Source organism: Methylobacterium sp. AC690 (assembly GCF_979256535.1).
Genome location: NZ_CEEDOX010000009.1, coordinates 1 through 24,945 on the forward strand (window position 1 = coordinate 1; position 24,945 = coordinate 24,945).

Consider the following 24,945-nt stretch of genomic DNA (forward strand, 5'->3'; position numbering starts at 1 on the left):
GAGGTGACGATGTCGCGCATCACGCCCCGGGGGATGACGGCGTAGGCCTCGGTGAACACGGCCCGGCCGGTCATCAGCGCGGTCTGGGGCGGCAGGCCGCCGCAGGGCGGGTGGTAGGGCAAGGGGGGCATCCAAAGGGCTCCGTGTCCGACAGGTGTGACGAACTTCCCCGGAACGCGTCAAGCTGCCGGTGCACCCGCCACACGGCGTGGCGGTTTTTCGATCTCGTTTCACAGGGGATGTGAAACCCTGCCAAGCTTGCCGCGTCGGCTTCGGAGGCGGCGTCCTGGCTTGCGCTCACGGGATCGCCGCCGAGAAACGGGCTCGCAACACGGCGTCGCGGCGCCATTCGCCGATTGCCAACGATCCCGGCTTTTTATGATCGTTGATTTCTTCAACAGATCCGTATGTCTGGCGTCAGGGCAACAATATGCCGAAAAAGCTAAAGGCATTCGTCTTCACTGTTGCTGTGTTTGTCATCTTGGCGGGAGCCTATGTGGCTTTCCGAGCCCGTGGCACGGAACAGGGAAGCTTTGTGACGGCGCCGGCCTATCGCGGCGACATCACCACCATCATCGCGGCCAGCGGCTCGATTGAGCCGATCCGACTCGTCAGCGTCGGCGCACAGGTGTCCGGACGGGTGGTGGGCCTTCATGTCCAGCTCGGGCAGCAGGTGACGGAAGGGCAGCGCATCGCCGAGATCGACTCGATGCCTCAGATGAACGCCGTGCAGCGCAATCAAGCGGCCCTGAATGCCCTCCAGGCGCAACGCGAGCGCGCGAAGGTCGTTCTCAGGCAGACCGAGTCGGCCTTTCGCCGCCAGGGCGACATCGTGGCTGGAAAGGCCGGGACCCGTCAGGACTACGAGGCGGCCGAAGCGGCCTACGGGATCGCCCAGACCGACATCGCCGCCCTCGACGCGCAGATCGAGGGGGCGACGGTCAACGTCCGGAACGCACGCACCGAACTTACCTACACGCAGATCACCGCGCCGATCGGCGGTACCGTCGTGGCGATCGTCACGAAGCAGGGACAGACGGTGATCTCGTCCCAGATCGCGCCGACGATCGTCCGCCTCGCCGATCTCGGTACCATGTCGGTCAAGGCCAGGGTCTCGGAGGCCGATATCGGACGTCTCAAGCCGGGCATGTCCGTCCTCCTCAGTACCCTGGCGCAGCCCAACCGGCGCTACGAAACGACCTTGAAGACGATCGATCCGGCGCCCGATCAGATCGCGATCGAGGCGAATGCCTCCACGCAGGCCGGCGGCGCCAACGCGTCCAGCACGGAGAACCCGGCGGTCTACTTCAATGCAAGGTTCGAGATCGCGAACGCGGATGGGGCGCTCAAGCCGCTGATGACCGCCCTCGTGAGCTTCATCCTGGAGGAAGCCAAGGATGCGGTCCTGGTCCCTGCCGCCGCCGTCGAGCGGACCGGTCCGCGCCAGGGCCGCTTGCGGATCCTGGGTCAGGACGGACGGCCGGAGGAGCGCAGCGTTCGGACCGGCTTGAGCAACGGGGCACAGCTTCAGGTCCTCGAGGGGGTCGCCCCCGGGGAGGTGGTGATCATTGCCGACCCGCGGGACGGTGCCAGTTTCGCCAATTCCCGGAAGCGCTCGTGATGGAAGGGCTCGAGGCTCCGCAGACGCCGCGCGACGGGGGCACGGCCCCCGACGCCGAGGCGCCGGTCCTGCTGGTCCTGGAGAACGTGCACCGGACTTACCGGATGGGCGACCAGATCGTGGCGGCGCTCGACGGGATCGACCTGCGGATCCGGGCCGGGGAATTCGTGGCCATCATCGGGCAGTCGGGCTCCGGCAAGTCGACCCTGCTGAACCTCCTCGGCTGCCTCGATCGACCGAGCGAGGGCCGCTACTGCATCGATGGGCGCGATACCGCCGGGGTCGATCCCGACGCGATGGCAGCGCTGCGCCGGCACACCTTCGGCTTCGTCTTTCAAAGCCATAATCTGCTGCCGCGTCTCCCGGCTTGGGCCAACGTCGCCCTTCCGGCGATCTACGCCGGGGAAGCCGCTGCCTCGCGCAAACGGCGGGCCGCCACCCTGCTCGTCCGGCTCGGCCTCGGGGAACGCCTCGATCATCGTCCGACCCAGCTCTCCGGTGGACAGCAGCAGCGCGTCGGCATCGCCCGGGCGCTCATGAATGGTGGGCGGATCATCCTGGCGGACGAGCCGACCGGATCACTCGACAGCCGCACGAGCGCGGAGCTTCTCACCCTGGTCCGGACCTTGTGCGACGAGGGCCACACCGTGGTGATCGTGACGCATGATCCCCAGGTGGCCGCGACGGCCGACCGGGTCGTCGAGATCGCCGACGGGCGCATCCGCACGGATCACACGCAGCGGATGGGTCAGGGGACCCGCCCGCCCCTCCAGCCGATCCCGGACGGATCGCGCCGCTGGGCCAATCAGATTCCGGAGGCGGTCAAGAGCGCGATCGGCACCCTCCTCGCGCATCGTCTGCGCAACGTCCTCACCATGCTGGGGATCGTGATCGGGATCGCCGCGGTCATCCTTGCCGTGGCGATCGGCCAGGGCTCGGAGCAAGAGGTGCTGGAAAAGATGAAGGGCCTCGGGAGCAACAGGACCGAAGTCTTGTCTCGATCCTACTACAGTTCCGGCCTGGGAAGTCAGAGGGGATCCCTGTCCCAGGCGGACCTCGACCGATTTTCGGCCTTCTCCTTCGTGACGGGGGCAACGCCCAGTGAGGAGAAGCCGAGCGTTCTTCGCCATCAGAACATGGTCATGTCTGGGACGGTGTACGGTGTCGAGCCGGCCTTCTTTCGCATTCACGATTTTCCGATCGTCTTGGGGCGAAACTTTACGGAAGGCGGCGCGCGAAGTTCAGGCGTCGAGATCATCATCGATGCGTCGACACGTGCGTCGCTGTTCGCACCGGGTGAAGATCCGCTCGGCGCCCTCATCCTGGTTGGGATGGTTCCGGCGCGCGTCGTCGGCATCGCGCAGATCGATGGTTCGTCCCGCTTCGGGCGTCGGCCATTCGCCGCCATCCTCAACAAGACCTTCAGCTATCGCATCTCGGGCCACGCGTACTTCGGACATCTGACGCTCCAGATCGCCGAGACCGTGGACCGCGACGTGGCCCTGGCCGCCATCTTCAAGTCGTTGCGCGCCTGGCACGGCGCTCAGGATTTCATCTTGTTCGACGCCGAAGCCCAGCGGGAGGCCATGCTGAAAGCCAAGGTCATCCTCGGGTTGGTGACCGTCTCCATCGCTGGAATCGCCCTGGTAATCGCCACCGTCGGCGTGATGAACATGATGCTCGTCGCGGTGACCGAACGAACCCGTGAGATCGGTCTGCTGATGGCGCTGGGCGCACGGCGTTCGGACGTGATGCTGCAGTTCTTCATCGAGGCCTCCACCCTGTGTGTCGTGGGCGGGGCCCTCGGAACCGGCCTGGCCCTCGCGCTCGGAGAAGTGGCGCAGGTCGTCACGCTGCCCTTCACCCTGGCCTTCGGCTGGCGCTCGGCGGTGGCCGCGTTCCTCTGTGCCAGCCTCGCCGGCCTGGGGGCGGGCGTCGTGCCGGCGCGGCGGGCCGCTCAGGTCGATCCGGTCGAGGCGCTGACACGATGACACCACCCGCCACCGGCCCGATGCCGTTTCTGGCGATGGCCGCCCTCCTGACGGCCGCCCTGCTGATGGCGGGCGGGTGCGTGGTGGGGCCCGACTTCGTGCCGCCCGTCCCGCCGGATGTTTCCCGGTACGGCGAGCGAGCCGATCCGACGCATCTGGTCGCCCCTGGGGTCGGGGGAACGCAGGTTCTGATCGCGGGAGCCAACCTGCCCGACGCGTGGTGGCACCTGTTCCGCTCCCGTCGTCTCGATGCCCTGGTGCGCGAAAGCCTCTCGGCGAACCCCACCGTCGAGCAGGCCGAGGCCGCCCTCCGCCAAGCCCAGACCCTGACCCAGTCCGTGCGGGCGGACATGCTGCCGAACCTCTCCGTCGGTGCCACGCGCGCCGGCGGTGGCGGCCTGGGACAGGCCGGCCCCGTCTCGTACGGGCTGTACGGTGCCAGCGTCACGGCCGGTTACACGCCCGACCTGTTCGATGGGATTCGCCGCGCCGTCGAAGCCCAGGCGGCCCTGGAGGTGGTGGCGAGCGAGCAGCTGCGCGCGGCGACGCTCGCGCTCACGGGCAACATCGTCACCGCGGCGATCCAGGAAGCGACCGTGTCGGAGCAGATCGCCCTCTCCGAGGTGATCCTGCGCCAGTACCGAGATCAACTCGCGCTCGTGAAGGTCCGTTACGACGCGGGGGCCGAGCCCATCGCCAACGTCCTGAGCCAGGAGAGCTTGATCCGTTCCCAGGAGGTGACGATCATCGCCAGCCGGGCCGCGCGGATCCAGACGCGGCACCGACTCGCCGTGCTCCTGGGGCGACTGCCCAGCGCGTACGAACGCCCGAGCTTTCGCCTTCGCGAGCTGACGCTGCCCCGGCGCCTTCCGATCAGCCTGCCGTCCCGCCTGCTGGAGCAGCGTCCGGACATCCGCGCGGCCGAAGCTCAGTTGCACGCGGCCTCAGCCGGCATCGGTGTGGCGACCGCGAACCGGCTGCCCAACGTCACCCTGACCGCCAACCTGGCTGCGAGCGCCGCGACCCTCGCAAGCCTGGCGGCATCGAGCGTCTGGGGGGCCGGGCTCGGGCTGGCGCAGCCGCTCTTCGACGGAGGAGCCCTGGCGGCCCGACAGGCGGCGGCTTCGGAGGGCTACGCGATCGCCCTGGCGACCTACCGCATGACGGTCTTGAACGCGTTCCAGAACACTGCCGATGTGCTGACGGCGCTCGAGGCGGACGCGAAGATTCTGACCGGCGCCATGCAGGCGGAAGCTCTCGCTCAGGAAGCGCTCACGGCGTCCCAAGTTCAGTACAAGGCTGGGTCCCTCGCCTATTCGGGCCTTCTTCTGAGCCAAGTCCGCTACGCCTCGGCAACGCTCACCCGTCTCGCGGCTCAGAGCCAACGCCTCATCGACACAGTCGCGCTTCAGCAGGCCCTGGGCCGGAACCGGTTCCAGCCGGACATCGATTGATCGCGATCCGGTCTGAAGTCCAAGGCGGAAGGCCACGGCGCCAGTTTACGGCGATCCTGTCGATCGACCTGCACCGTGGCCCTCTCGACGACGATCCCCCCTGCCCGGCCCCGGGGCGCTGCGCCGGCGGTCGCTGGCTCTGCCCCCGGTACCTGGATCGGTTCACCCTGCCGGGCTGTGTCGTCTCTCCGGGATGGCACTTCCGGGGGCTGGGTCCCGATCCGGTCCGCATCGACGGAGCCCCGTGGACCTGGCCCGCTCCCGTCCGGTCCTTCGGAGCTCAGGTCGCGGTCCTGAGACCGGCATAGCGACCGACCGAGGCGTGGCCGCCCCTGAAGCCGGTCGCCGGACCTGCCGATCCGGGCATCGGGGTCGCGCGTGGCGGGGATCCACGCTCCCTCCCGGCCGATGCCGATGCGAGGAGTGCCTGCCGGAGAGACATGACTTCACTCCGCAGGCGCGCGTTCTCGCGCTCGATGTCCCCCAGGCGCGTGACACCGGCCGGCGACAGGCCACCGAAGCGTCGGCGCCAGCGGTAGAACGTGCCGATGGAGACGTGGGCGGTCGCGCAGATGGTCGCGATGGCGGTTCCGCTGGCCGCCTCCTGCAGCAGGAAAGCGATCTCTTGATCGGTATGTTGGGATCGACGCATGCGCCTCAGCCAATCGAGCGAGTCTCCGAGGACGCGGTCCAGCAAGAAACGCACCGTCGACCGATGGGTGCGGAAAGACCTGTCGCTCGGTCGAGAATGCAATTTTTGACGTTCGACCTGCGGGAGCGCACGCGTCGTGGGCGGAACGCCGTGGTTTTACGCAAGCCGCCGCCGCTCTGCAGCCTATTTGGCCTTCCTCACCGAGCGCTCAACTCGGACAATTCGCCGGTCACGGAACGAGGCGAGAGCGATGGTCGAATTCACGAGACGCAGCTTCCTGGGAACGGCGGCGACCCTGTCCGCTCCGGCCATCATCCGCCCGGCCTGGGCCGCCGACACCGTCAAGCTCGGCTGCCTGTTCTCGTCCTCGGGCACCATGGCGAATATCGAGGGCCGCCTGAACCACGTGGTGCGGATGGCCGCCGACGGCATCAACGCGAAGGGCGGCGTCAACGGGCGTCGCCTCGAGGTGGTGACTTCGGACCCCGCCTCCGACTGGCCGCTCTACGCGCAGATCGGTCGACAGATGCTGCAGCAGGAGAAGGTCGCCGCCCTATTCGGCTGCTGGACCTCCGTCTCACGCAAGTCCGTGCTGCCGGTGGTCGAGCAGAATGACGGGCTGCTGTTCTATCCGCTCCACTTCGAGGGCGACGAGAACTCGAAGAACATCGTCTACGTGAATTCGCCCCCGGCGAGCTCGGTGCTGCCGGCGGTCGATTACCTCATGGGTGCGGAGGGCGTCGGGGCCAAGCGGTTCTTCATGATCGGCTCGGACTACGTCTGGCCGCGGACCATCAACAAGCAGCTCAAGGCCTACTGGACGTCCAAGGGCGTGCCCGAGACCGCGTGGCGCGAGGAATACGTACCGCTGGGCTTCTCCAACTTCCAGACCCTGGTGAACCAGATCCGCAGCTTCGCCGCGCAGCCCGGTGGACAGCCTATCGTAGTACTTACAGTGGTCGGCTCCTCGATTCCCGATTTCCTGCGGGAATTCGCCAATCAGGGCATCCGCGCCACCGACGTTCCGATCCTCGGACTCGACATGGTGGAGGCGGATCTCGAGGGCCTCGACACCGCCCCCCTCGTCGGCCACCTCAACTGCTGGGCCTATCTCCAGGCCGCCAAGGCCGAGGCGAACACGACGTTCCTGTCCGAGTGGGCGGCCTACGTGAAGGCCAAGGGCGTCCCCTTCAGTGCCGACACGGTCATCGACCCCATGGTGTCGGCCTATGACAGCGTCCAGCTCTGGGCGCTCGCCGCCGCCAAGGCCGGCAGCTTCGACGTACCGGAGGTCCGCAAGGCTTTCCCCGGCCTCAGCTTCGCCGACCCGTCCGGTTACACGCTGACCATGGGGAGCGAGAACAACTACGTCGCCCGGGGCGTCTTCATCGGCTCGGTCAACGAGAAGCAGGGCTTCGACATCCTCTGGCAATCGCCCGATGCTCCCAAGCCCGTGCCGTTCAGCCCGTATGGTTGAGGGCCCAGGACGGTTCGGTTTCGTCGCTCTCCTGCTGTGGGCTTCGAGCCTGGTGATGCCGCCGGCCCTGGCGGCCGAAGCGACGCTCGATCGCGGCGCCCTCGCCACGGCGCTCTGCGGAGACGGCGCGGCGCAGGCCAAGGCGGTGGAGGGGGTCCTGCGCAATTCTGCGGAGGCGACATCCGGTGACCTCGCCTGGGCCGGCACGATCCTGCGCGCCCTCCTCGATCGGCGCCTGGCCTGCCTCGGTGAGTCGGCCCTGGTCCTCGACCGAGCCGGTGCCACCGATGGTCGCGACGCGGCCACCGGCACGGCGCGCTCGGTCACGGGCGGGCGCTCGCCGGTGCTCGGCCTGCGCCAGCGCGCCCTCATCGAGACCGCCTCCGGAGCGGCGTCGCTGCTGACCGGGGCGGATGTCGAGTTGCGCCGGGCCGGCCTTGCCGCCCTGGAGCGCCGGATCGCCACCGTTCCGGAAGCCCTCCTCCTGCGCGCCGCCTCCGCCGAGACCGATCCGGGCCTCAGGGCCGGCCTCGCGGCGATCGCGCAATCGGCCGCCCTGTCCTCCGCCGATCCGGCGCGCCGCCTCGCGGCGATCCGGGCCGTGTCGGAGACGCCCTCGGGCGCGGCGTTCTCGCGGCTCTCCGCTCTCAAGGCCGATCCCGCCTATGGCAGCGATCCCGCCTTCCGCAGCGCCCTCGACGCGGCCCTGGCCCGCGTCGAGCAGGCCGTGTCGATCGGGAACGGTCTCGCCGTGCTCTACAACGGCCTGAGCTTTGCCAGCATCCTGTTCATGGCGGCGGCCGGCCTCGCGATCATCTTCGGGCTGATGGGCGTCATCAACCTCGCCCAGGGCGAGTTCATCATGATCGGCGCCTACGCCACCTACGGCGTGCAGGAGGTCCTCCGGCGCCTCGCGCCGGGCTGGCTCGACGCGTACCTGCTGGCCGCAATCCCGGTGGCGTTCCTGGCCTCGGCGCTGGTCGGCATCGCCATCGAGGCCCTGATCCTGCGCCATCTCTATCGACGACCGCTGATGAGCCTGCTCGCCACCTGGGCGGTGAGCTTGTTCCTCATCAACGGGGTACGGGTCGCGGTGGGGTCGCAGAACCTGCAATTCGCGATGCCGCCCTACGTCAGCGGTGGCGTCCCGCTCTATGCCGACTTCGTGGTCACCTGGAATCGCCTGTTCGCCATCGCCTTCGCGGCCGTGACCCTGGTGCTGACCCTCGTCATCCTGAAGCGGACGCCGCTGGGCCTCGACATCAGTGCGGTGACGCAGAACCGCGACATGGCCGCCTGCCTCGGCATTCGCACCCGGCGGGTCGACCGGCTCGCCTTCGGCTTCGGCTCGGGGCTGGCCGGCCTCGCCGGGGTGGCCCTTTGCCCGATCTACAGCGTGAATCCCGGGATGGGCGCGAACTTCGTCATCGACAGCTTCATGGTGGTGGTGCTCGGCGGCGTCGGCACCGTGGTGGGCACCCTCGTGGCGGCGCTCGGCATCGGGGGCGCCAACGTCCTGATCGAGCCGCTCTACGGGGCCGTGGCCGCCAAGGTCATCGTGCTCGCCGGCATCATCCTGTTCCTGCAGCGCCGCCCCGAGGGCCTGTTCGCCGTGCGGCGCCGGCGATGAGCGGCGCTCTCGACCTGTCGCCCGGCATTCCGGCGGCCCGACGGCGCAGCCCGATCCTCGGGGGCGACCCGCTCCTGGCGGGCCTCGTCGGGCTCGTCCTGGCGGCGGCCCTCGGCCTCGTGCTGCTCCCACCCGCCCCCTACCTCGTCAACATGGTCGGGCAACTCGCGGCCTTCGCGATCCTCGCGGTCTCCCTCGACCTCGTCTGGGGCTATCTCGGTATCCTCAGCCTCGGGCACGGATTGTTCTTCGCTATCGGCGGCTACGTCTGCGCGATGCACCTGCTCGCCCATGCCTACGCGGTCACCGGCACGGCCCCGGACCTGATGCAGTTCATGGGCTGGAAGAGCCTGCCGGTCTACTGGACCGGCCTGACCAGTGCGCCCTACGCCCTGGCCCTGGCGCTGGGCCTGGCGGCGGCCGTCGCCTTCGTGTTCGGTCTCGCCTCGTTCCGCTCCCGGGTGAACGGCGTCTACTTCTCGATCATCAGCCAGGCCCTGGTCTACGTCGCCATGCTGCTGATGTTTCGCAACGATACGGGTCTGGGCGGCAACAACGGCATGACCGGGTTCTCGCTGCTGTTTGGCTGGCCCATGGGTGCCCCCGGGGTCGTCACCGGTCTCGCCGTCGCGACGCTCCTGTCCCTCGCGGCCGTGCTGGTCGGTGCGCGGGCCCTGGTGGCGAGCCCCCTCGGGCGACGCATGCTGGCCTGCCGGGACGACGAGGCGCGGCTGCGCACCCTCGGCTACGGCACCACGCGCCTCAAGCTTGGAATCTGGTGCCTCTCGGCCGCCATCGCGGCGCTGGCGGGTCTCCTCTACGTGCCCCAGGTCGGCATCATCAATCCACGGGTGCTTAGCCCCGACCTATCCATCGAGATCGCGGTCTGGGTCGCCATCGGTGGTATGGGCCGGCTCGGCGGCGCCGTGATCGGCGCGATCGCGGTCAACGCCCTCAAGTTCTGGCTCAGCGCGGCGATGCCGGAAGCCTGGCCCTTCATCCTCTCGGGCCTCGTCCTCGTGGTGGTCCTCGGGTTGCCCAACGGTCTCCTCGACCTCGCCACGCTCCGGCTGAAGCCGAACTGGCTCCAGCGCGCGGGACCGCAGCCGTGAGCGCCCTCGTCATCGACAGCCTCGAGGTCGTGTTCGGTGCCTTCCGGGCCCTGGACAGCCTCTCTCTCGCCGTCGATCCGGGTGAGGTCCGCGCGGTGATCGGTCCCAATGGGGCCGGCAAGACCACGCTGCTGGATGCGATCACGGGGATTGCCCGACCGAGATCCGGGCGCATCCTCCTCGGCGACGGGCGCGACCTGACCCAGGCTTCGGAGGCCGAGATCGCCCGGGCGGGGGTACGCCGCAAATTCCAGAAGCCGAGCGTCTTTCCGGCCCTGACGGTGCGCGAGAATCTCGGCCTCGGCTGTGGCCCGGATTGTCCGGCGCGGGAGCGGCCGGTCCGCCTGGCGCGGGCCCTGGCGGAAACCGGCCTCGAAGCGCGCGCCAGCGTGCCGGCCGGCGCTCTCGCTCATGGCGAGAAGCAATGGCTCGAGATCGGAATGGTGCTGGCGTCCGAGCCCCGGGTCCTCCTCCTCGACGAGCCGGTGGCGGGCCTGTCCGACGACGAGACCGCGCGTACCGCCGAACTCATCGGCGCCCTGCGCCGGCCCGACCGGGCCATCCTGGTAATCGAGCACGATATGGCCTTCGTCGAGGCGGTGGCCGACCGGGTCACGGTGCTGCACGAGGGCCGGACCCTGTTCGAAGGCGCGATGGCGGGAGCCCGCGCCAATGCCCGCGTGATCGACGTGTTCCTCGGCCGATGACGCGCGCCCCCATGCCAGCGCCCGCACATCCGGCCAGCCTGACGGTGACGGGGCTCGACCAGCACTACGGCAGCGCCCAGGTGCTCCGGAACGTCGGCTTCAGCGTCGCGCCCGGCACCTGCCTCGCGGTGCTCGGCCGCAACGGTGCCGGCAAGACCACCCTGCTGCGCTGCCTCACCGGCCTGATCCCGGTGACGCGGGGGACGGTCACCCTCGATGACGTGGACTTCACGCGGCAGCCTTGCGACCGGCGGGCCCGTTCCGGGCTCGCCCTCGTGCCGCAGGGCCGCGAGATCTTCGCGGACCTCAGCGTCGCAGAGAACCTCCGGGTCGCGGCCCGGGCGCACGGGCTGGACCGGAGTGGCGCCGTCGACGAGGCCGTCTCGCTGTTCCCGGCCCTGCGCGACCTCTGGCACCGCCCGGGCGGCAACCTCTCCGGCGGCCAACAGCAGCAGCTCGCCATCGCCCGGGCTCTGGCGACGCGGCCCCGCGTCCTGCTCCTCGACGAACCGACCGAGGGCATCCAGCCCTCGATAGTCTCCGCCATCGAGGGCGTGATCGCCGGGCTCCAGGGCCGCGTCACCGTCGTTCTGGTGGAGCAGTACCTCGCCTTCGCGATCCGGCTCGCGGACGCCTTCGTCGTTCTCTCGCGCGGCGCCGTGGTGGAACAGGGCCTGCGCCAGGACCTGAACCACGACGCCGTTTCCCGGCACATCGCCGTCTGACCCGCCCGACCCAGGAGCCCGCATGTCGACGCATCACGAGATCCCCGCGACCCCCGAGAGCATGGTGCTGGGCTACTTCGACGCCACCCTGCCCCCCGTGCTGGAGATGGCCTCAGGCGACACCGTGACCCTGCACTCGTTCCCGGCCGGCGGACGGGAATCCCTCCACCCCGATCCCGCTCGCGTGCCCGCGGATTACCGGTTCGCCCTGGACACCCTGGCGCAGGGGCCCGGCCCCCACTTCGTCACCGGACCCGTCCACGTGCGCGGTGCCGAACCCGGCGACGTGCTCCAGGTCGACATCCTGGACCTGAAGTTCCGCATGGACTGGGGCTTCGTCGCGATCCTGCCGCTCCTCGGCACCCTGCCGGACGAGTTCACCGACTACGAGACCATCCACCCCGACATCGACGTCGCCCGCGGCGTCGCCGTGCTGCCCTGGGGCACGGAACTGCCCCTCGATCCGTTCTTCGGCATCATGGGCACGGCGCCCCCGGCCGCCTGGGGCCGGGTCGGAACCCCGGTCCCCCGCGGCTTCGGCGGGAACATGGACAACAAGGAGCTCAGGGTCGGCACCACCCTCTACCTGCCGGTCTACAATCCGGGCGCCGGCTTCTACGCAGGCGACGGACACGGCGTGCAGGGGGACGGCGAGGTCTGCATCACGGCCCTGGAGACGGGCCTCACCGGCACGTTCCGCCTCACCGTGCGCAAGGATCTCGGCTACGCGTGGCCCTTCGCCGAGACGCCCACGGACCTGATGTCGATCGGCCTGCACGAGAGCCTGGACGAGGCGATGCGCCAGGCCGTGCGCGAGATGGTGCGTCACGTCTGCGACCGCACGAACCTCACCCGCAACCAGGCCTACATGCTGTGCTCCCTCGCTGGGAACCTGCGGATCACCCAGACGGTGGACGGCAACAAGGGCGTGCACATGCTGATGCCGAAGAAGGCTCTGATGTCGAAGCGTGCCCTCTGATCCCGAAGAGCGCTCGCGGCTCGCGCGGGCACCCGGGCTGCGAAGGCCGGCCTCCTGAGGCCGGGCTCACGCCGGGGCGTTGAGCCGTCGCGAACCGAGCCGCCAGGGCCGGATGGACGAGGCTGTTCGCGGACATCCTCGCGGAGGGGCCGAGTTTGGTGCGTGCAACGGCCGGCCTCGCGGCTTACTGAGGTCTGACCCATCCAAGCCGCCAGGGAATCTCAGCCGCATGGTCATGAGACGAGTCGTCAAGCTCACCGCGTTCGGCGCGCCGCAGGTCCTTTCGATCGTCCTGGAGGCGCTTGCCCCGCTCGCGCCCAGTGAGGTGCGGGTTCGCCAGACCGCCATCGGTTTCAATTTCATCGACATCTACCAGCGCCAGGGGGTCTATCCCCTCCCCCTGCCGACCGGCCTCGGCTTCGAGGCGGCCGGCGTCGTCGACGCGGTCGGGTCGGAGGTCGCGGGCCTTCGGGTCGGCGACCGGGTCGCCTACATGAATGCCGGGGTCGGCGCCTACGCGGACCTGCGCAACGTGCCCGCCGACAAGCTCGTCACCTTGCCCGAGACGATCACCGACGCGGCTGCGGCCACCCTCCTGTTCAAGGGCATGACCGCCCAGTACCTCCTACGCCGGACATACCCGGTCCAGGCGGGGGATCTCCTGCTCGTCCATTCGGCCGCCGGCGGCGTCGGGCAGATCCTGACCCGCTGGGCGACGGCGCTCGGGGCGGAGGTGATCGGAACCACGGGCTCGCCGCACAAGCACGAAGCCGCGCGCGCCGCCGGATGCGTCGCGGTGGTCGACCTGAACGACCCGGACTGGCCGGAGGCGTTCCTGACGGCGAGCGGCGGTCGCAAGGCCCGCGTCGTCTACGATGCGGTCGGCAAGGACACCCTGATCCGATCCCTCGACTGCGCCGCGCCCTTCGGGCTCGTGGTCTGCTACGGCGCGTCGTCCGGCAAGGCTCCGGCGGTGGATCCCGAATTGCTCAACAAGAAGGGCTGCCTCTTCCTCACGCGCCCCTCCGTCTTCCCGCACAACGCCGATCCGGCAACGTTCCGGGCCAACGCGGCCGACCTCTTCGATGCCATCGCCCGGGGGCACGTGACCGTCGACATCGGCGGCCGCTTCGCGCTCGACGCGATCGTGGAGGTCCACCGCGCGGCGGAGGAACGTCGCTGCAGCGGAGCACTCCTCATCACACCGTAGACGATCGGTCACCGGGCCGGTGTTGCATCCATAATTCGGTTGGCCCGAGGTTTGCTGGAGCCCTGTCACAGACACGGAGGGTTCATGACGGCTTCCTCGGTCCAACTCAGCCTGGACAGTATTCGCAAGTCCTTTCCCGGCAAGGGCGGATCGGTGCCGGTTCTCGACGGACTGAGCTTCGACATCTTCGAACGCGACTTCGTCAGCATCATCGGGCCCAGCGGCTGCGGCAAGACGACGGTCTTCAACGTGATTGCCGGGCTGCTCGAACCCGACAGCGGGACGATGACGTTCCGCGGCGAAGTGGTGTCCGGACTCCAGGGCCGGGTCGGCTACATGATGCAGAAGGACCTGCTCTTCCCCTGGCGGACGGTTCTGCAGAACGTGATGCTCGGCCTGGAGATGAAGGGCGTCGACCGGGCCCAGGCCCTCGACACGGCGCGAGAATACCTCTCGACCTTTGGGCTGTCGGGCTTCGAGAACGCCTATCCGAAGATGCTCTCCGGCGGCATGCGCCAGCGGACCGCCCTGATCCGGACCCTGATCATGGATCCCGACATCCTGCTGCTGGATGAGCCCTTCTCCGCCCTCGACTACCAGACGAGGCTCTACCTCGAGGGGGTTCTGCTGGACGCGGTCGAGACCTTCCACAAGACCGTCGTCCTGGTGACGCACGATATCGACGAGGCCGTGGCCCTGTCCAAGCGCGTGGTCGTTCTCGGCAACCGTCCCACGACCGTGAAGTCCGTCCACGAGATCGGGCTCGATGCCCGATCGCCGATCGGCGCACGAAGCGATCCGCGCTTCTCGGACTACTTCCAGACCCTCTGTGGCGAACTCGAGATCCAGACCCGTCAGAGGGCTGCCTGATGGCGACGCAGACGCTGAAGTCCTCCCCGACCCTAAAGCCTGCGACGGCGACGCGGCCGGCCCGCGCGACGTCCGCGCGGTCCCGCCCAGGTCCGGGATCCCTTGCGCGGGCTGCGGACACGACCCTGGGGCGCGCCGTCATCCAACTTCTGGCCGTCGCGGCGTTCTTCCTGGCCTGGGAGGTCGCGGTCCGGGCCGGCTGGCTGACGGAATTCCTGGTCGGCGCCCCATCGGGCATCGGGCGGGTCTTCCTCGCTTCCCTGCTCGACGGGTCCTTGCCCGTCGACACCTGGTACACCGTGATCGAGGCGATCATCGGGTTCCTGATCGGCACCCTCCTGGGCTCGGTGGCCGGTCTCGGGCTGTGGTACTCGGCCTTCGTCGCCCGGCTCGTCGAGCCCTTCATCGTGGCGATCAACTCGGTGCCGAAGATCGCCCTGGCCCCGATCGTGATCCTGTGGTTCGGCACCGGATTCGTCTCGAAGGTGGCGCTCGCGGTCTCCCTCACCGCCCTCGTCGCCCTGATCGCCGCCTATCAGGCCGCGCGCGACGCCGACCCCGACCTGCAAGCGCTGCTGGCCTCGATGGGCGCCTCGAAGAACCGCATCTTCAAGAGCGTGATCGTGCCCTCGACCCTGCCGGCCATCATCGGGATGTTCCGCATCAACATCGGCTTCGCCCTGGTGGGCGCAGTGGTCGGCGAGTTCATTTCATCCCAGCGCGGGCTTGGGCATCTGATCTACGCGGCCTCGAGCCTCTACGACCTTAACACGGTCTGGGTCGGCTTGTTCGTGCTGATGTTCGTGGGCTTCCTGCTCTACCACGTCATTGATTTCGCCGAGCGTCGCATCCTGCCCTGGCGTCAGGTCACCACGGCCGGGCAGGTCCAGGTCTGATCGCCCCGCCCGCTGAGCCAATCCGTGTCTCCGGCCCGTGCTTCCGCGCTGAACCGAGGCCGAACGGGCGCAGCTGGATTCTGCCTCCATCGAACCTCCCGACCATCTTTCGAAGAAGGGCCCCTCGGATGATCCGCTCCAAGCGTCTGCGTCTCTCGACCACCCTGGCGGCGACCCTCGGGTTCGCCGGTCTCGCGACGCTGCCGGCCCGGGCGGCGGACAAGGTCACGATCTCGCAAGCCTTCCAGTCCATGCTCTACCTGCCGTTCTACGTCGCCATGGATGGTGGCTTCTTCGCGGGCGAAGGCGTCGAGGTCACGAAGGAGACGGCAGGCGCCCCCGCGGTCGCGCTCTCGGCCGTGATCTCGAAGAGCGCGCAATACTCGATCCACGGGCCCGAATGGACCGCGATCGCCGCCTCGAAGGGCGCCCCGGTCAACGTGGTGGCGAACGTGGTCAACGGGGCCGCCGTCTGGATCGCCACCGCGCCCGACGTGACCTTCAACGACGTGAAGGATCTGAAGGGCCAGAAGATCGTCACCGGGCTGATGCCGACCACGAGCACGTCGCTGTTCCTCAAGCTCCTGAAGGAGAGCGGGCTCAAGCCCGAGGACGTCGAGATGACCCAGGTCCAGCTCGGCTCCGAGCCGGGGCCCCTCCTGGCCGGCCAGGCCAAGATCGCCGTGATGTACGAGCCCGGCCTCGACCAGGTCGTGGCCCGGGGCATGAAGGTCGTGCTGGGCTTTCCCGAGCGCTACGGACCTTACGCCTTCTCGGCCGTGAGCGCCCGCAAGGACGTCGATCCCGCCGTCACCCAGAAGGTCGTCACCGGACTGCAGAAGGCGATCCGCTTCATGCACGCCGAGCCCGAGAAGACCGTCGCCATCGCCAAGAAGCAGTTTCCCACCCTCGATCCGGCCGTCGTCGAGGCGGCCGTCAAGCGGATGATGCGGGAGAAGGTCTATCCGGACAGCGTCGACATCACGGCCGAAGCTCTCAAGACAGGCATGGAAACGCAGGTGGCGCTGGGCAACCTCTCGGCCCTGCCCGATTACGCGACCTTCGTGCGCCGCGACTTCATCGAGAAGAGCCTCGCGGCGAACTGACGGCGTGCATCCCCGGAGGCCGTGCCGCATCGGCGCGGCCTCCGCCCGCCCAACACAATGGACCCCCCGATGCTCAACCACCTCGGTCTCGTCGATGCCCTGCGGGCGTTCCGCGATGGGCGCGCGTCGCCCGGCGCCTACCTGGCGGCCTGCCATGAGGCGGCCCGCGCCCGCACCGATCTGGCCGCGTTCACCTTTCTGGCGCCGGAGCTCTCGGTGCCGGAGCTCTCGGCGCAGGACGGTCCCTGGGGCGGCATCCCCGTCGGGGTCAAGGATATCATCGCCACCGCCGACATGCCGACCACGAACGGCTCGCCGATCTATGCTGATCGGGTGCCCGCCGCAGATGCCTGGACCGTCGCGCGCCTCAAGGCCCTCGGGGCGTCGGTTCTCGGCAAGACGGTCTCCACCGAGTTCGCCTGGCGCCACCCGGGACCGACCCACAATCCCTGGAAGCGGGGCTTCACGCCTGGTGGGTCCTCTAGCGGCTCGGCCGCTGCCGTCGCGGCCGGGATCGTACCCCTCGCCCTCGGGACGCAGACCTTCGGATCGGTGATCCGACCGGCGGCCTATTGCGGCGTCGTCGGCTTCAAGCCGAGCTACGGCGCGATTCCGCGCACCGGCGTGCATCCTCTCGCCCCGTCTCTCGACCACGTCGGCCTGTTCACCCGCTCGGTGCGGGATGCCGCCTTCGCCCTGTCTCACCTGATCGGCCAGGATGACGCGGATCGGCATGGGCGCCCGCTGCCGGCCTTCGCCCTGGATCTGGACACGGAGCTCGCCCCGCGCGCCGCCCCGCGCCTGGCCTTGGTTCGGACGACGCTGTGGGATCGGGCCGAGCCGGAACAGCACACGATGCTCGAATCCGCGGCGGCGGCCTTCCGAACGGCCGGAGCGCAGGTGTCCGACCTGACGCTGCCGGTGGCCTTCGAGGGCCTCTGGGATTGCGCCCGCCTCCTCCTCGCTGCCGAGGCCAGCGCCTGCTTCGGGCCCCTCGTGGCCCGGTTCCCGGATCGGACGAGCCAGGTCCTCAAGGACCTCGTCGCGGAGGGGGCGCGGATCCCGGCCGTCGCCTATCTCGGCGCCCTGCAGCAGCAGGCCGCGCTCCGGGCGGAACTCGATACCGTGCTCGCGGGCTACGACGCGGTCCTGACCCTGCCCGCCTCCGGGCCTGCCCCGGAAGGCTTGGCCTCGACCGGCGATCCTGCCTTCTGCGTGCCCTGGACCTGCCTCGGCGTTCCGGCCGTCGCCCTCCCAGCCGGAACGCACGGGGGTCTCCCGCTCGGGCTTCAGCTCGTTGGCCCCTACCGGACCGATCGCGCGTTGCTCAGCACGGCTCTCTGGTGCGAGACGGCCCTCGCCCGTCCCCTCGCATTCCCCGCCCTCTGAAGGGCCGTCCTCGCGTCACCGGACCACTTTCCCATGCTCTCCCTCCTGTCGCTGCGAAAGCAGATCGATGCCGGATCCCTCACGCCGCGCGCAGCCATCGCACACGCGGAAGCCGCCATCGCCGCGCATGAACCGATCGTCAGGGCCCTGGTCAGCCGACTGCCCGACCCGATCGTGCCGGAGCGGGGGCCCCTCGCCGGCCTCGCCGTCGGCGTGAAGGACATCCTGGACACTGCCGACCTTCCGACGCAGATGGGCTCGCCGATCTATGTCGACTGGCGCCCGCGCGCCGATGCGGCGGTCGTGGCACGCCTCAAGCGCCTCGGTGCCGTTTCCCTGGCCAAGACCACCACCACGGCCTTCGCCTTCCTCGACCCGACCGAGACGCGCAATCCGCGCCATCCCGGCCATACGCCGGGCGGTTCGTCGGCGGGCTCCGCCGCCGCGGTGGCCGCCGGGATGCTGCCTCTGGCCCTCGGCACCCAGACCGGAGGCTCGGTGATCCGCCCGGCCGCCTATTGCGGCGTCGTGGGGATGAAACCCTCCTTCGGACTGCTGCCGACGGTGGGGATGAAGTGTTTCTCCTGGACGCTCGACACGCTGGGCCTGTTCACCGCCGGCGTCGCGGATGCCGCCCACGCCCTCGCGCTGATGACGGGACGCCCCGGTCTCGACCTCTCCGCCGCCGACCCGGGCACCCCGCGGATCGGTGTCGTGCTGCCGGACTTCTGCGCCCCCGGGGAGCCCGAGGCCCTGGACGCCCTCGCGCGGGTGCGTGCCGCCATCGAGACCGCCGGAGCCCGCGTGCGCGACCTGGTCCTGCCCGCGGTCTTCGCCGAGGCCTTCGGGCTTCACGGCACGATCCAGGATTACGAAGCGGCCCAGTCTCTGGACTGGGAATACGCGACCCATCGCGCGGATCTCGGCCCGCTTCTGCGCGCGCATCTCGACGCCGCCCAAGCGGTCCGCCCCGCCGCTTACGACGCGGCACTGGCGGTGGCGGACCGCGCGCGACGGCAACTGCCGGACCTCTTCGCCGCGCATGATCTCGACGTGATCCTGACGCTCTCGGCCCCCGGCCCGGCGCCTGAAGGCTATGCCAGCACGGGGGATTCCCGCTTCAACCGGCTCTGGACCCTCATGGGCGTCCCTTGCGTGACCGTGCCGGTGGGGAGTACCGCGGCGGGCCTGCCGCTGGGTGTGCAGGTGATCGCCCGCCTCGGCGACGATGCCCGAGCCATCCAGGCAGCCCATTTCGTCGAAACGCGAATGCGCGGCTAGGTTTCTCGCGAACGGGTTTTTCCATAGAGTAAGGGTGGGAGTCCTGCGTAATACTTGATTGGCGTCGATGATCTGCCGAATCGAGGTAAGTCATTGGGCCTGTCATATTCGCACGATCTTCGCCGAGTCGCCGGTCTTATCGCAGGTCTGCTTAGGTCCGCCTCGCCACTTCCCGTCCCTTTTCGGAAGGCGGCCGATCGAGACCGGACCGGCCGAATCCCGCTGGATCCGGTCGAGCGCGGACAGGCCGGTGGCGACCCGATTCGGACTTGGCACCGATGGTCAGATCGCGCCGCCTAACCGACGTCCTGCGATCGCTGCGACCCTCCAAGGCGGCGATCGGGCCATTCAGGTGTCGGCGCCGAACGATTTCGTGCACACCATCGGTGAGGATGCGGGTGCCGATCGCGCCGAAGGCCAGTCCCAACAGAGCCTCCGTGGTACGCGCGAACCGCACTTTGATCCGCCGCACCGGTCCCGTCGAGACCAGCCGTGGGTAACCGTGGGTGATGAGGAGCGCGGAAGCGCAGCCGAGCACCTGCAACGGGGTCAGACCGGCACCGTAGAGGAAGGCCGCGACGGAGGCAGAGGCCGCGGCGGCCTTCGGGTTGGAGAAAGTGATGAGCAGGCCGTGTCGCCAATCGGCAAGGGGCGTCTGGCCTGCCCCCTGAAACGTGGTTCTCCCGATAGGTATGGCTTCGAGCCACCGACGATGCACGACCTTCGAACCTGGGCCGTCGAGTACGTCGTCGTCGTCGAAATCGCACCCGTTGAGGGATCAGGCGCCCGCGCGCCGCTGGGGCTCGCCACCGGCATATCCGTGGCCTGAGCCCCTTCCCCCTGGAGCGACGCTCAGTGGGGGCGCGCCGTCTGCAGGCCCGGTACGGCTCCGAGGAGATCGCGCGTGTAGGCGTGCTCCGGAGCGCGGAACAGCTCGGCGGTGGGACGCATCTCGACGATGCTGCCGCGATGCATCACGGCGATGCGATCGCAGATCTTGGCGGCGACGCGCAGGTCGTGGGTGATGAACAGCATCGCGAGGTTCAGGCGTTGCTTGAGGTCTTCCAGGAGATCCAGCACCTGCGCCTGGACCGAGACGTCGAGGGCCGAGACCGCCTCGTCGGCCACCAGCACGTCCGGCTCCATGGCCAGCGCCCGGGCGATGCCGATGCGCTGGCGCTGGCCGCCGGAGAAGGCGTTGGGGTAGCGCTCGGCTGCGCTCGCCGAGAGGCCCACGAGGTCGAGGAGGTCGCGGGCCCGAGCGCGGGCCTCCCGCGCGGGCGTGCCGTGCGCGATCGGTCCGGCGGTGATGATCTGCTCGACGGTGCGGCGCGGGTTCAGGGACGCGAAGGGGTCCTGGAAGATCATCTGGATGCGCTTGCGCTCGGTCCGCAGGGCGCGGGGGGGCAGCGCCGTGTAGTCGAGGCTGCCGAGGCGCACCGTGCCCCGGTCGGGCTCGATCAGCCGGATCGCGAGGCGCGCGGTGGTGGACTTGCCCGAGCCGGATTCACCCACGAGGCCGAGGGTCTCCCCGCGGCGGACGTCGAAGGCTACCGCCTTGACCGCCGCGACCACGCGCGGCTTGCCGAACAGGCCGGTGCGGGTCTCGTAAGTCTTGGTCAGGCCGATGGCCGAGAGGGCGAGCGGCTCGGCCGCGCGGGAGGCGCGCGCCGGCGGCACCAGGCTCGGCACCGCGGCGAGCAGGGCTTGGGTGTAGGGGTGCTGCGGGTCCTGCAGGACGGCCGCGGCGCTGCCCTGCTCCACCAGCCGGCCGCGCTGGAGCACGGCGACGTGGTCGGCGATGTCGGCCACCACGCCGAAATCGTGGGTGATGAACAGGACACTCATGCCTCGGCGCTGCTGCAACTCCCGGATCAGCTTGAGGATCTGGGCCTGGGTGGTGACGTCGAGGGCCGTGGTCGGCTCGTCGGCGACGAGGATCGAGGGTTCGAGGGCGAGCGCCATGGCGATCATCGCGCGCTGGCGCTGGCCGCCGGAGAGCTGGTGCGGGTAGGCCCGCACGATCTGGGCCGGGTCGGGCAAGCCGACCTCGGTCGCGAGGGCGATCGCCCGGACCCTGCGCTCGGCCGGGGTGAGGAGACCGTGTGCCTCGAACATCTCGGCGATCTGGTCGCCGATGCGCATGACCGGGTTGAGCGCTGTCATCGGCTCCTGGAAGACCATGGCGATGCGGCGACCGCGCAAGCCGCGCCAGCCGCGCTCGCCCAGGGTGAGGAGATCCTGGCCCTCGAACAGGATCTCCCCGCCGACCGGCTTCAGCGCCCGGGGCAGGAGGCCGGTGAGCGCGTAGGCGCTCATCGACTTGCCCGAGCCCGACTCGCCGACGACGCAGAGGATCTTGCCCGGCATCAGGTCGAGGGAGAGGTCCTCGACGGCGTGAGGCCGGTCCGAGCCCTTCGGCAGCGCCAGGGTGAGATTCCGGATGCGGACGACGGGCTCGGTCATGCTCAGGCTCCCTTGAGGGTGGCGCGCCGGGCGAGCACCGCCGGTCCGGTCTCCGCGAGGTCCCAGTACAGGCCCGCCATCAGCATCAGCGCCTCGCGCGAGGGCGGCCCGAGCAGGTGCTCGTCGGGTCCGTGCTGGAGACAGGCCGGATAGGAGTGGGGCACCCACAGGGTGGGCAGCCCGAGGATCTCCGAGAAGGCGTCGTTGGGCAGGGACCCGCCGAGGTTCGGCAGCAGGGCCGGCCGCTTGCCGGTGCTCGCGGCGATCGAATCCAGCGCCCAGGTGACCCACGGGTCCTCGACGGGAAGCCGGGTGGCGCGGAACACCTCGGTCCGGGCGGCGCGGACCGTGACCATGGGATAGCCGTGCGCATCGAGATGGGCGCGCAGTGCCGGCAGGATGCCCTCCCAATCGGTGCCGACGACGAAGCGCAGCTGCAGGGTTGCCTTGGCGGTGGGCGGCACGGCGTTGAGGGGGCCGTCCGGATCGCCGGTCTTGAAGGCCAGCACCTCGAGGGTGTTCCAGGCAAAGACCCGCTCGGCGGCGCTGAGGCCGGGCTCGCCCCAATCCGTATCGATCGTCGGCGCGGTCGGGTCGGTGCCGACGGTGATGTCGGCGAGCGCCGCGCGCACGGTGTCGGGGATTGCGGGCGGCCGCAGGGCGTCGAGGAGGATCCTGCCGCGTCCGTCGACGAGGGTCGCGATGGCGTTGGCCAGCACCGTGCCGGGATTGCGTAGGAGGCCGCCCCAGTTGCCCGAATGGTGGCTGCCTTCGCGGAGATCCAGCAGCATCTCGAAGGTGTAGCCGCCGCGCGAGCCGAGAAAGACGGTCGGGCGCTCGGCGCTGACCCGCGGTCCGTCCGAGGCGATGAGCACGTCGGCTTTCAGGGCTTCGGCCTCGGCGCGGCAGATCTCGCGCAGGCCCGGCGAGCCGGATTCCTCGCCCATCTCGACCAGAAGCTTGGTGTTGAAGCCGAGGCGTCCGTCCCGCGCCGCCATCACGGCCGCCAGCGCGCCGAGGTTGAGGATGTGCTGGCCCTTGTTGTCGGCGGTGCCGCGCCCGTACCAGCGCTCGCCCTCGATGGTGATGGTCCAGGGGGCGAGCCCGTCGCGCCACTGCTCGGGATAGCCGCGCACGGTGTCGCCGTGCCCGTACATCAGCACCGTGGGCAGGTCGGGCCCCTCGTGGCGCTCGGCGATGAGGAAGGGGCCGTGCGTGCCGTCCGGGTTGTCGAGGATGCGGCTGGTGAAGCCGAGCGGCGCGATCAGCGGGACGAGGAACTCGTCGAGATAGGCGTGCAGTTTCGGCAGTTGGCCGGGGGCCTGACTCTCGGTGGGTCGGGCGACGGCCTCCTGCAGGACCTGGAGGAAAGCGCCCTCGTCGTAGTGGCGCGCGGCGCGCGCGATCGCATCGTGTCGGGACATGGACTCACTCGATCTCGGTGACGGGTCGGTGGGAGGGGCGCTCAGCGCCGCCCCTCGGGGGCGGTGACGTCGCGGATGCCGTCGCCGAGCAGGTTGATCGCCAGGACGAGGACCAGGAGGGCGACGCCCGGGATGGTGATGACCCAGGGCTGGAAGAACATGTACGGCTTGCCCTCGGCGATCATCAGGCCCCAGGACGGCAGGGGCGGCTGGACGCCGAGGCCGAGGAAGGACAGGGCGGCTTCAAGCAGGATGGCGTGGGCCATCTCCAGGGTCGCCACCACGATGAGCGCGTTGAGGATGTTCGGCAGCACCTCCTGGAACAGGATGCGGGCCGGGGAGAAGCCCGTGGCGCGCGCCGCCGCGATGAAATCCTGGTCGCGGATCTGCCGGGTCGCCGCGCGGGTGACCACGGCGAAGCGGTCCCAGAGCAGGAAGCCGAGCACCAGGACCACGACCTTCAGGGAGCCGCCCACCAGGGAGGCCATGGCGAGGGCCACCAGCACCACCGGCATGGCGAGCCGCGTGGTCACGACGTAGCTCACCACCGCGTCGACCCGGCCGCCGAAATAGCCGGCGCAGATGCCCAGCGTCGTGCCGATCACGCCCGAGATGGCGGCGGCCGCGATCCCGATCAGGAGCGAGATCTGGCTGCCGTAGATCAAGCGGCTGAGGTAGTCGCGCCCGAGCTTGTCGGTACCCAGCACATGTTCCCAGGTGCCCTTCTGTTGCCAGATCGGCGGGATCAGGCGGCGGGAGACGTCCTGGGCATAGGGATCGTGGGGGGCGATCAGGGGCGCGGCGAGGGCGCAGAGCATGATGATCCCGAGGATGCCGGCACCGATGAGGAAGCCGCCATGGTGAAGGCCGCGCCGGAGGGCCAGGGCGGTGGGCGAGCGGGCGGCGGGCAGCGAGGCCGCAGCGTCGGTCGGACCGGTCATGGGCGTCTCCGGAAGGCCGGCGCGGAGCGGGGACACGGATGGCTGGAGGGTCATTGGCGCAGCCGGGGATCGAGGGCGGCATTGAGGAGGTCGGCGGCCAGCGTCAGGGCGATGTAGATCATCGCCAGAACCAGCACGATCGCCTGCACCACGGGGAAGTCGTTGCGGGCGATCGACTCCCAGGCGAGCTGGCCCAGCCCCTGGAGCGAGAACACCGCCTCGATCACGATGGAGCCCCCGAGCATGAAGCCGAACTGGACGGCGGCGAGCGCGATCACCGGAATGACGGCGTTGCGCAGGGCATGCCGGATCAGGATTTTCCGCGGGGGCAGGCCCTTGGCCCGGGCGGTGCGGACATAGTCCGAGGCCAGCACCTCGAGCATGCCGTTGCGGGTGAGCCGCATCACCGCCGGCATGGCGTAGTAGCCCAAAGCGACGGCCGGCAGCACGAAGTGCTTCCAGGTCGTGTTGCCGGAGACCGGCAGCCAGCGCAGGTTCACCGAGAAGATCATGATCAGGGTCAGGCCGAACCAGAAGCTCGGCATCGCCTGGCCCAGTACAGAGACCGAGAGGGCGGCCCGGTCGATCCAGGTGTCGCGCTTGACCGCGGCGAGCACCCCGAGGGGGATCGCCACGAAGAGCGCGACCGCCAGCGCCACCACGCCGAGGAACAGGGTGATCGGTAGGCGGGCGGCCAGCAGGTCGATCACACGTTCGCGGAAATAGAACGAATTGCCGAAATCGAGCTGGATCGCGCGCCCCGCCCAGGCGACGAACTGCGCCAGGAGGGGCTGGTTGAGCCCGTACTGGACGCGGATCGCCTCCACTTGCACGGAGGTCGCCTCCGGCCCCGCGATGGCGGTGGCGAGGTCGCCGGAGAGGTGCAGCAGCATGAAACTCGCCACCGACACCGTCACGGCGACCGCGAGGGCCACGAGACTTCGTTGGATCATGAACCTGAGCATGGTCCGGCTCCCTCGCTCGATGTTGGCGGTCGGTTCGGCGTCAGGGACC

Annotated in this window: 21 protein-coding genes and 1 pseudogene; 16 read left to right on the top strand and 6 right to left on the bottom strand. The window is 69.5% G+C overall.

What is annotated here, in order from left to right; genetic code table 11:
• A pseudogene (locus tag AC0IY1_RS11895) lies at positions 1 to 131 on the bottom strand ((S)-ureidoglycine aminohydrolase); the annotation flags it as partial.
• 404 nt (positions 132 to 535) lie between these two features.
• On the opposite strand from AC0IY1_RS11895, the gene AC0IY1_RS11900 reads away from it, so the two are divergent.
• From AC0IY1_RS11900 to AC0IY1_RS11910, 3 genes are read left to right on the top strand one after another with little or no spacing between them, the layout of a single operon-like run.
• Positions 536 to 1,621: an efflux RND transporter periplasmic adaptor subunit gene (locus tag AC0IY1_RS11900; RefSeq protein WP_471769751.1), complete on the top strand. Its 1,086-nt coding sequence runs from the start codon at positions 536 to 538 to the stop codon at positions 1,619 to 1,621.
• Positions 1,621 to 3,612, top strand: coding sequence for an ATP-binding cassette domain-containing protein (locus AC0IY1_RS11905; protein WP_471770001.1), 1,992 nt, complete (start codon positions 1,621 to 1,623; stop codon positions 3,610 to 3,612). Before AC0IY1_RS11900 ends, AC0IY1_RS11905 begins: the two co-directional genes overlap by 1 nt.
• Complete coding sequence (locus AC0IY1_RS11910; protein WP_471769752.1) at positions 3,609 to 5,066, top strand: efflux transporter outer membrane subunit; 1,458 nt, start codon at positions 3,609 to 3,611, stop codon at positions 5,064 to 5,066. Before AC0IY1_RS11905 ends, AC0IY1_RS11910 begins: the two co-directional genes overlap by 4 nt.
• Positions 5,067 to 5,346: 280 nt before the next feature.
• Here AC0IY1_RS11910 and AC0IY1_RS11915 read toward each other — a convergent pair whose 3' ends face one another.
• Positions 5,347 to 5,763 (bottom strand): transposase, encoded by a 417-nt coding sequence (locus AC0IY1_RS11915; RefSeq protein WP_471769754.1) that lies wholly within the window; start codon positions 5,761 to 5,763, stop codon positions 5,347 to 5,349.
• A gap of 205 nt (positions 5,764 to 5,968) precedes the next feature.
• Between AC0IY1_RS11915 and AC0IY1_RS11920 the strand changes: the two genes are divergently transcribed.
• The 13 genes from AC0IY1_RS11920 (at position 5,969) to AC0IY1_RS11980 (ending at position 19,929) form a co-directional block, all read left to right on the top strand.
• Positions 5,969 to 7,195, top strand: a complete 1,227-nt coding sequence (locus AC0IY1_RS11920; protein WP_055958482.1) for a transporter substrate-binding protein — start codon at positions 5,969 to 5,971, stop codon at positions 7,193 to 7,195.
• Positions 7,188 to 8,825, top strand: coding sequence for an urea ABC transporter permease subunit UrtB (gene urtB / locus AC0IY1_RS11925; RefSeq protein ID WP_471769756.1), 1,638 nt, complete (start codon positions 7,188 to 7,190; stop codon positions 8,823 to 8,825). The genes AC0IY1_RS11920 and urtB overlap by 8 nt, the downstream gene beginning before the upstream one ends.
• Complete coding sequence (urtC, locus tag AC0IY1_RS11930) at positions 8,822 to 9,937, top strand: urea ABC transporter permease subunit UrtC (protein WP_471769758.1); 1,116 nt, start codon at positions 8,822 to 8,824, stop codon at positions 9,935 to 9,937. Before urtB ends, urtC begins: the two co-directional genes overlap by 4 nt.
• Positions 9,934 to 10,644: an ATP-binding cassette domain-containing protein gene (locus AC0IY1_RS11935; protein ID WP_471769760.1), complete on the top strand. Its 711-nt coding sequence runs from the start codon at positions 9,934 to 9,936 to the stop codon at positions 10,642 to 10,644. The genes urtC and AC0IY1_RS11935 overlap by 4 nt, the downstream gene beginning before the upstream one ends.
• Before the next feature lie 11 nt (positions 10,645 to 10,655).
• The gene (gene urtE, locus AC0IY1_RS11940) at positions 10,656 to 11,369 is read left to right on the top strand and encodes an urea ABC transporter ATP-binding subunit UrtE (protein WP_471769762.1); all 714 of its coding nucleotides are present in this window, start codon (positions 10,656 to 10,658) and stop codon (positions 11,367 to 11,369) included.
• A 22-nt stretch (positions 11,370 to 11,391) separates the two neighbouring features.
• Positions 11,392 to 12,348 (top strand): acetamidase/formamidase family protein, encoded by a 957-nt coding sequence (locus tag AC0IY1_RS11945; protein WP_471769763.1) that lies wholly within the window; start codon positions 11,392 to 11,394, stop codon positions 12,346 to 12,348.
• 229 nt (positions 12,349 to 12,577) lie between these two features.
• Positions 12,578 to 13,558 carry a quinone oxidoreductase family protein gene (locus AC0IY1_RS11950; protein ID WP_471769765.1) on the top strand — a complete coding sequence of 327 codons (981 nt, stop codon included), beginning with the start codon at positions 12,578 to 12,580 and terminating at the stop codon, positions 13,556 to 13,558.
• 84 nt (positions 13,559 to 13,642) lie between these two features.
• Positions 13,643 to 14,428, top strand: a complete 786-nt coding sequence (locus tag AC0IY1_RS11955; RefSeq protein ID WP_471769767.1) for an ABC transporter ATP-binding protein — start codon at positions 13,643 to 13,645, stop codon at positions 14,426 to 14,428.
• Positions 14,428 to 15,324 carry an ABC transporter permease gene (locus AC0IY1_RS11960; RefSeq protein WP_471769769.1) on the top strand — a complete coding sequence of 299 codons (897 nt, stop codon included), beginning with the start codon at positions 14,428 to 14,430 and terminating at the stop codon, positions 15,322 to 15,324. The genes AC0IY1_RS11955 and AC0IY1_RS11960 overlap by 1 nt, the downstream gene beginning before the upstream one ends.
• A gap of 128 nt (positions 15,325 to 15,452) precedes the next feature.
• Positions 15,453 to 16,430, top strand: a complete 978-nt coding sequence (locus tag AC0IY1_RS11965; protein ID WP_471769771.1) for an ABC transporter substrate-binding protein — start codon at positions 15,453 to 15,455, stop codon at positions 16,428 to 16,430.
• A 69-nt stretch (positions 16,431 to 16,499) separates the two neighbouring features.
• A complete protein-coding gene (locus tag AC0IY1_RS11970; protein ID WP_471769773.1) occupies positions 16,500 to 17,819 on the top strand; it encodes an amidase in 1,320 nt (439 codons plus the stop codon).
• Between the two features lie 33 nt (positions 17,820 to 17,852).
• Positions 17,853 to 19,100, top strand: coding sequence for an amidase (locus tag AC0IY1_RS11975; RefSeq protein WP_471769775.1), 1,248 nt, complete (start codon positions 17,853 to 17,855; stop codon positions 19,098 to 19,100).
• A gap of 250 nt (positions 19,101 to 19,350) precedes the next feature.
• Positions 19,351 to 19,929, top strand: a complete 579-nt coding sequence (locus AC0IY1_RS11980) for a hypothetical protein (RefSeq protein ID WP_471769776.1) — start codon at positions 19,351 to 19,353, stop codon at positions 19,927 to 19,929.
• Positions 19,930 to 19,952: 23 nt separating this feature from the next.
• Here the strand turns inward: AC0IY1_RS11980 and AC0IY1_RS11985 are convergent, their stop codons facing one another.
• Genes AC0IY1_RS11985 through AC0IY1_RS12000 form a run of 4 tightly spaced genes read right to left on the bottom strand, consistent with a single transcriptional unit; the run spans position 19,953 to position 24,896 of the window.
• Positions 19,953 to 21,566: a dipeptide ABC transporter ATP-binding protein gene (locus AC0IY1_RS11985; protein ID WP_471769777.1), complete on the bottom strand. Its 1,614-nt coding sequence runs from the start codon at positions 21,564 to 21,566 to the stop codon at positions 19,953 to 19,955.
• A 2-nt stretch (positions 21,567 to 21,568) separates the two neighbouring features.
• Positions 21,569 to 22,990, bottom strand: coding sequence for a M20 family metallopeptidase (locus AC0IY1_RS11990; RefSeq protein WP_471769778.1), 1,422 nt, complete (start codon positions 22,988 to 22,990; stop codon positions 21,569 to 21,571).
• A 41-nt stretch (positions 22,991 to 23,031) separates the two neighbouring features.
• Positions 23,032 to 23,931, bottom strand: coding sequence for an ABC transporter permease (locus AC0IY1_RS11995; protein WP_471769780.1), 900 nt, complete (start codon positions 23,929 to 23,931; stop codon positions 23,032 to 23,034).
• 50 nt (positions 23,932 to 23,981) lie between these two features.
• A complete protein-coding gene (locus AC0IY1_RS12000; RefSeq protein WP_055958525.1) occupies positions 23,982 to 24,896 on the bottom strand; it encodes an ABC transporter permease in 915 nt (304 codons plus the stop codon).
• Positions 24,897 to 24,945: the final 49 nt, after the last annotated feature.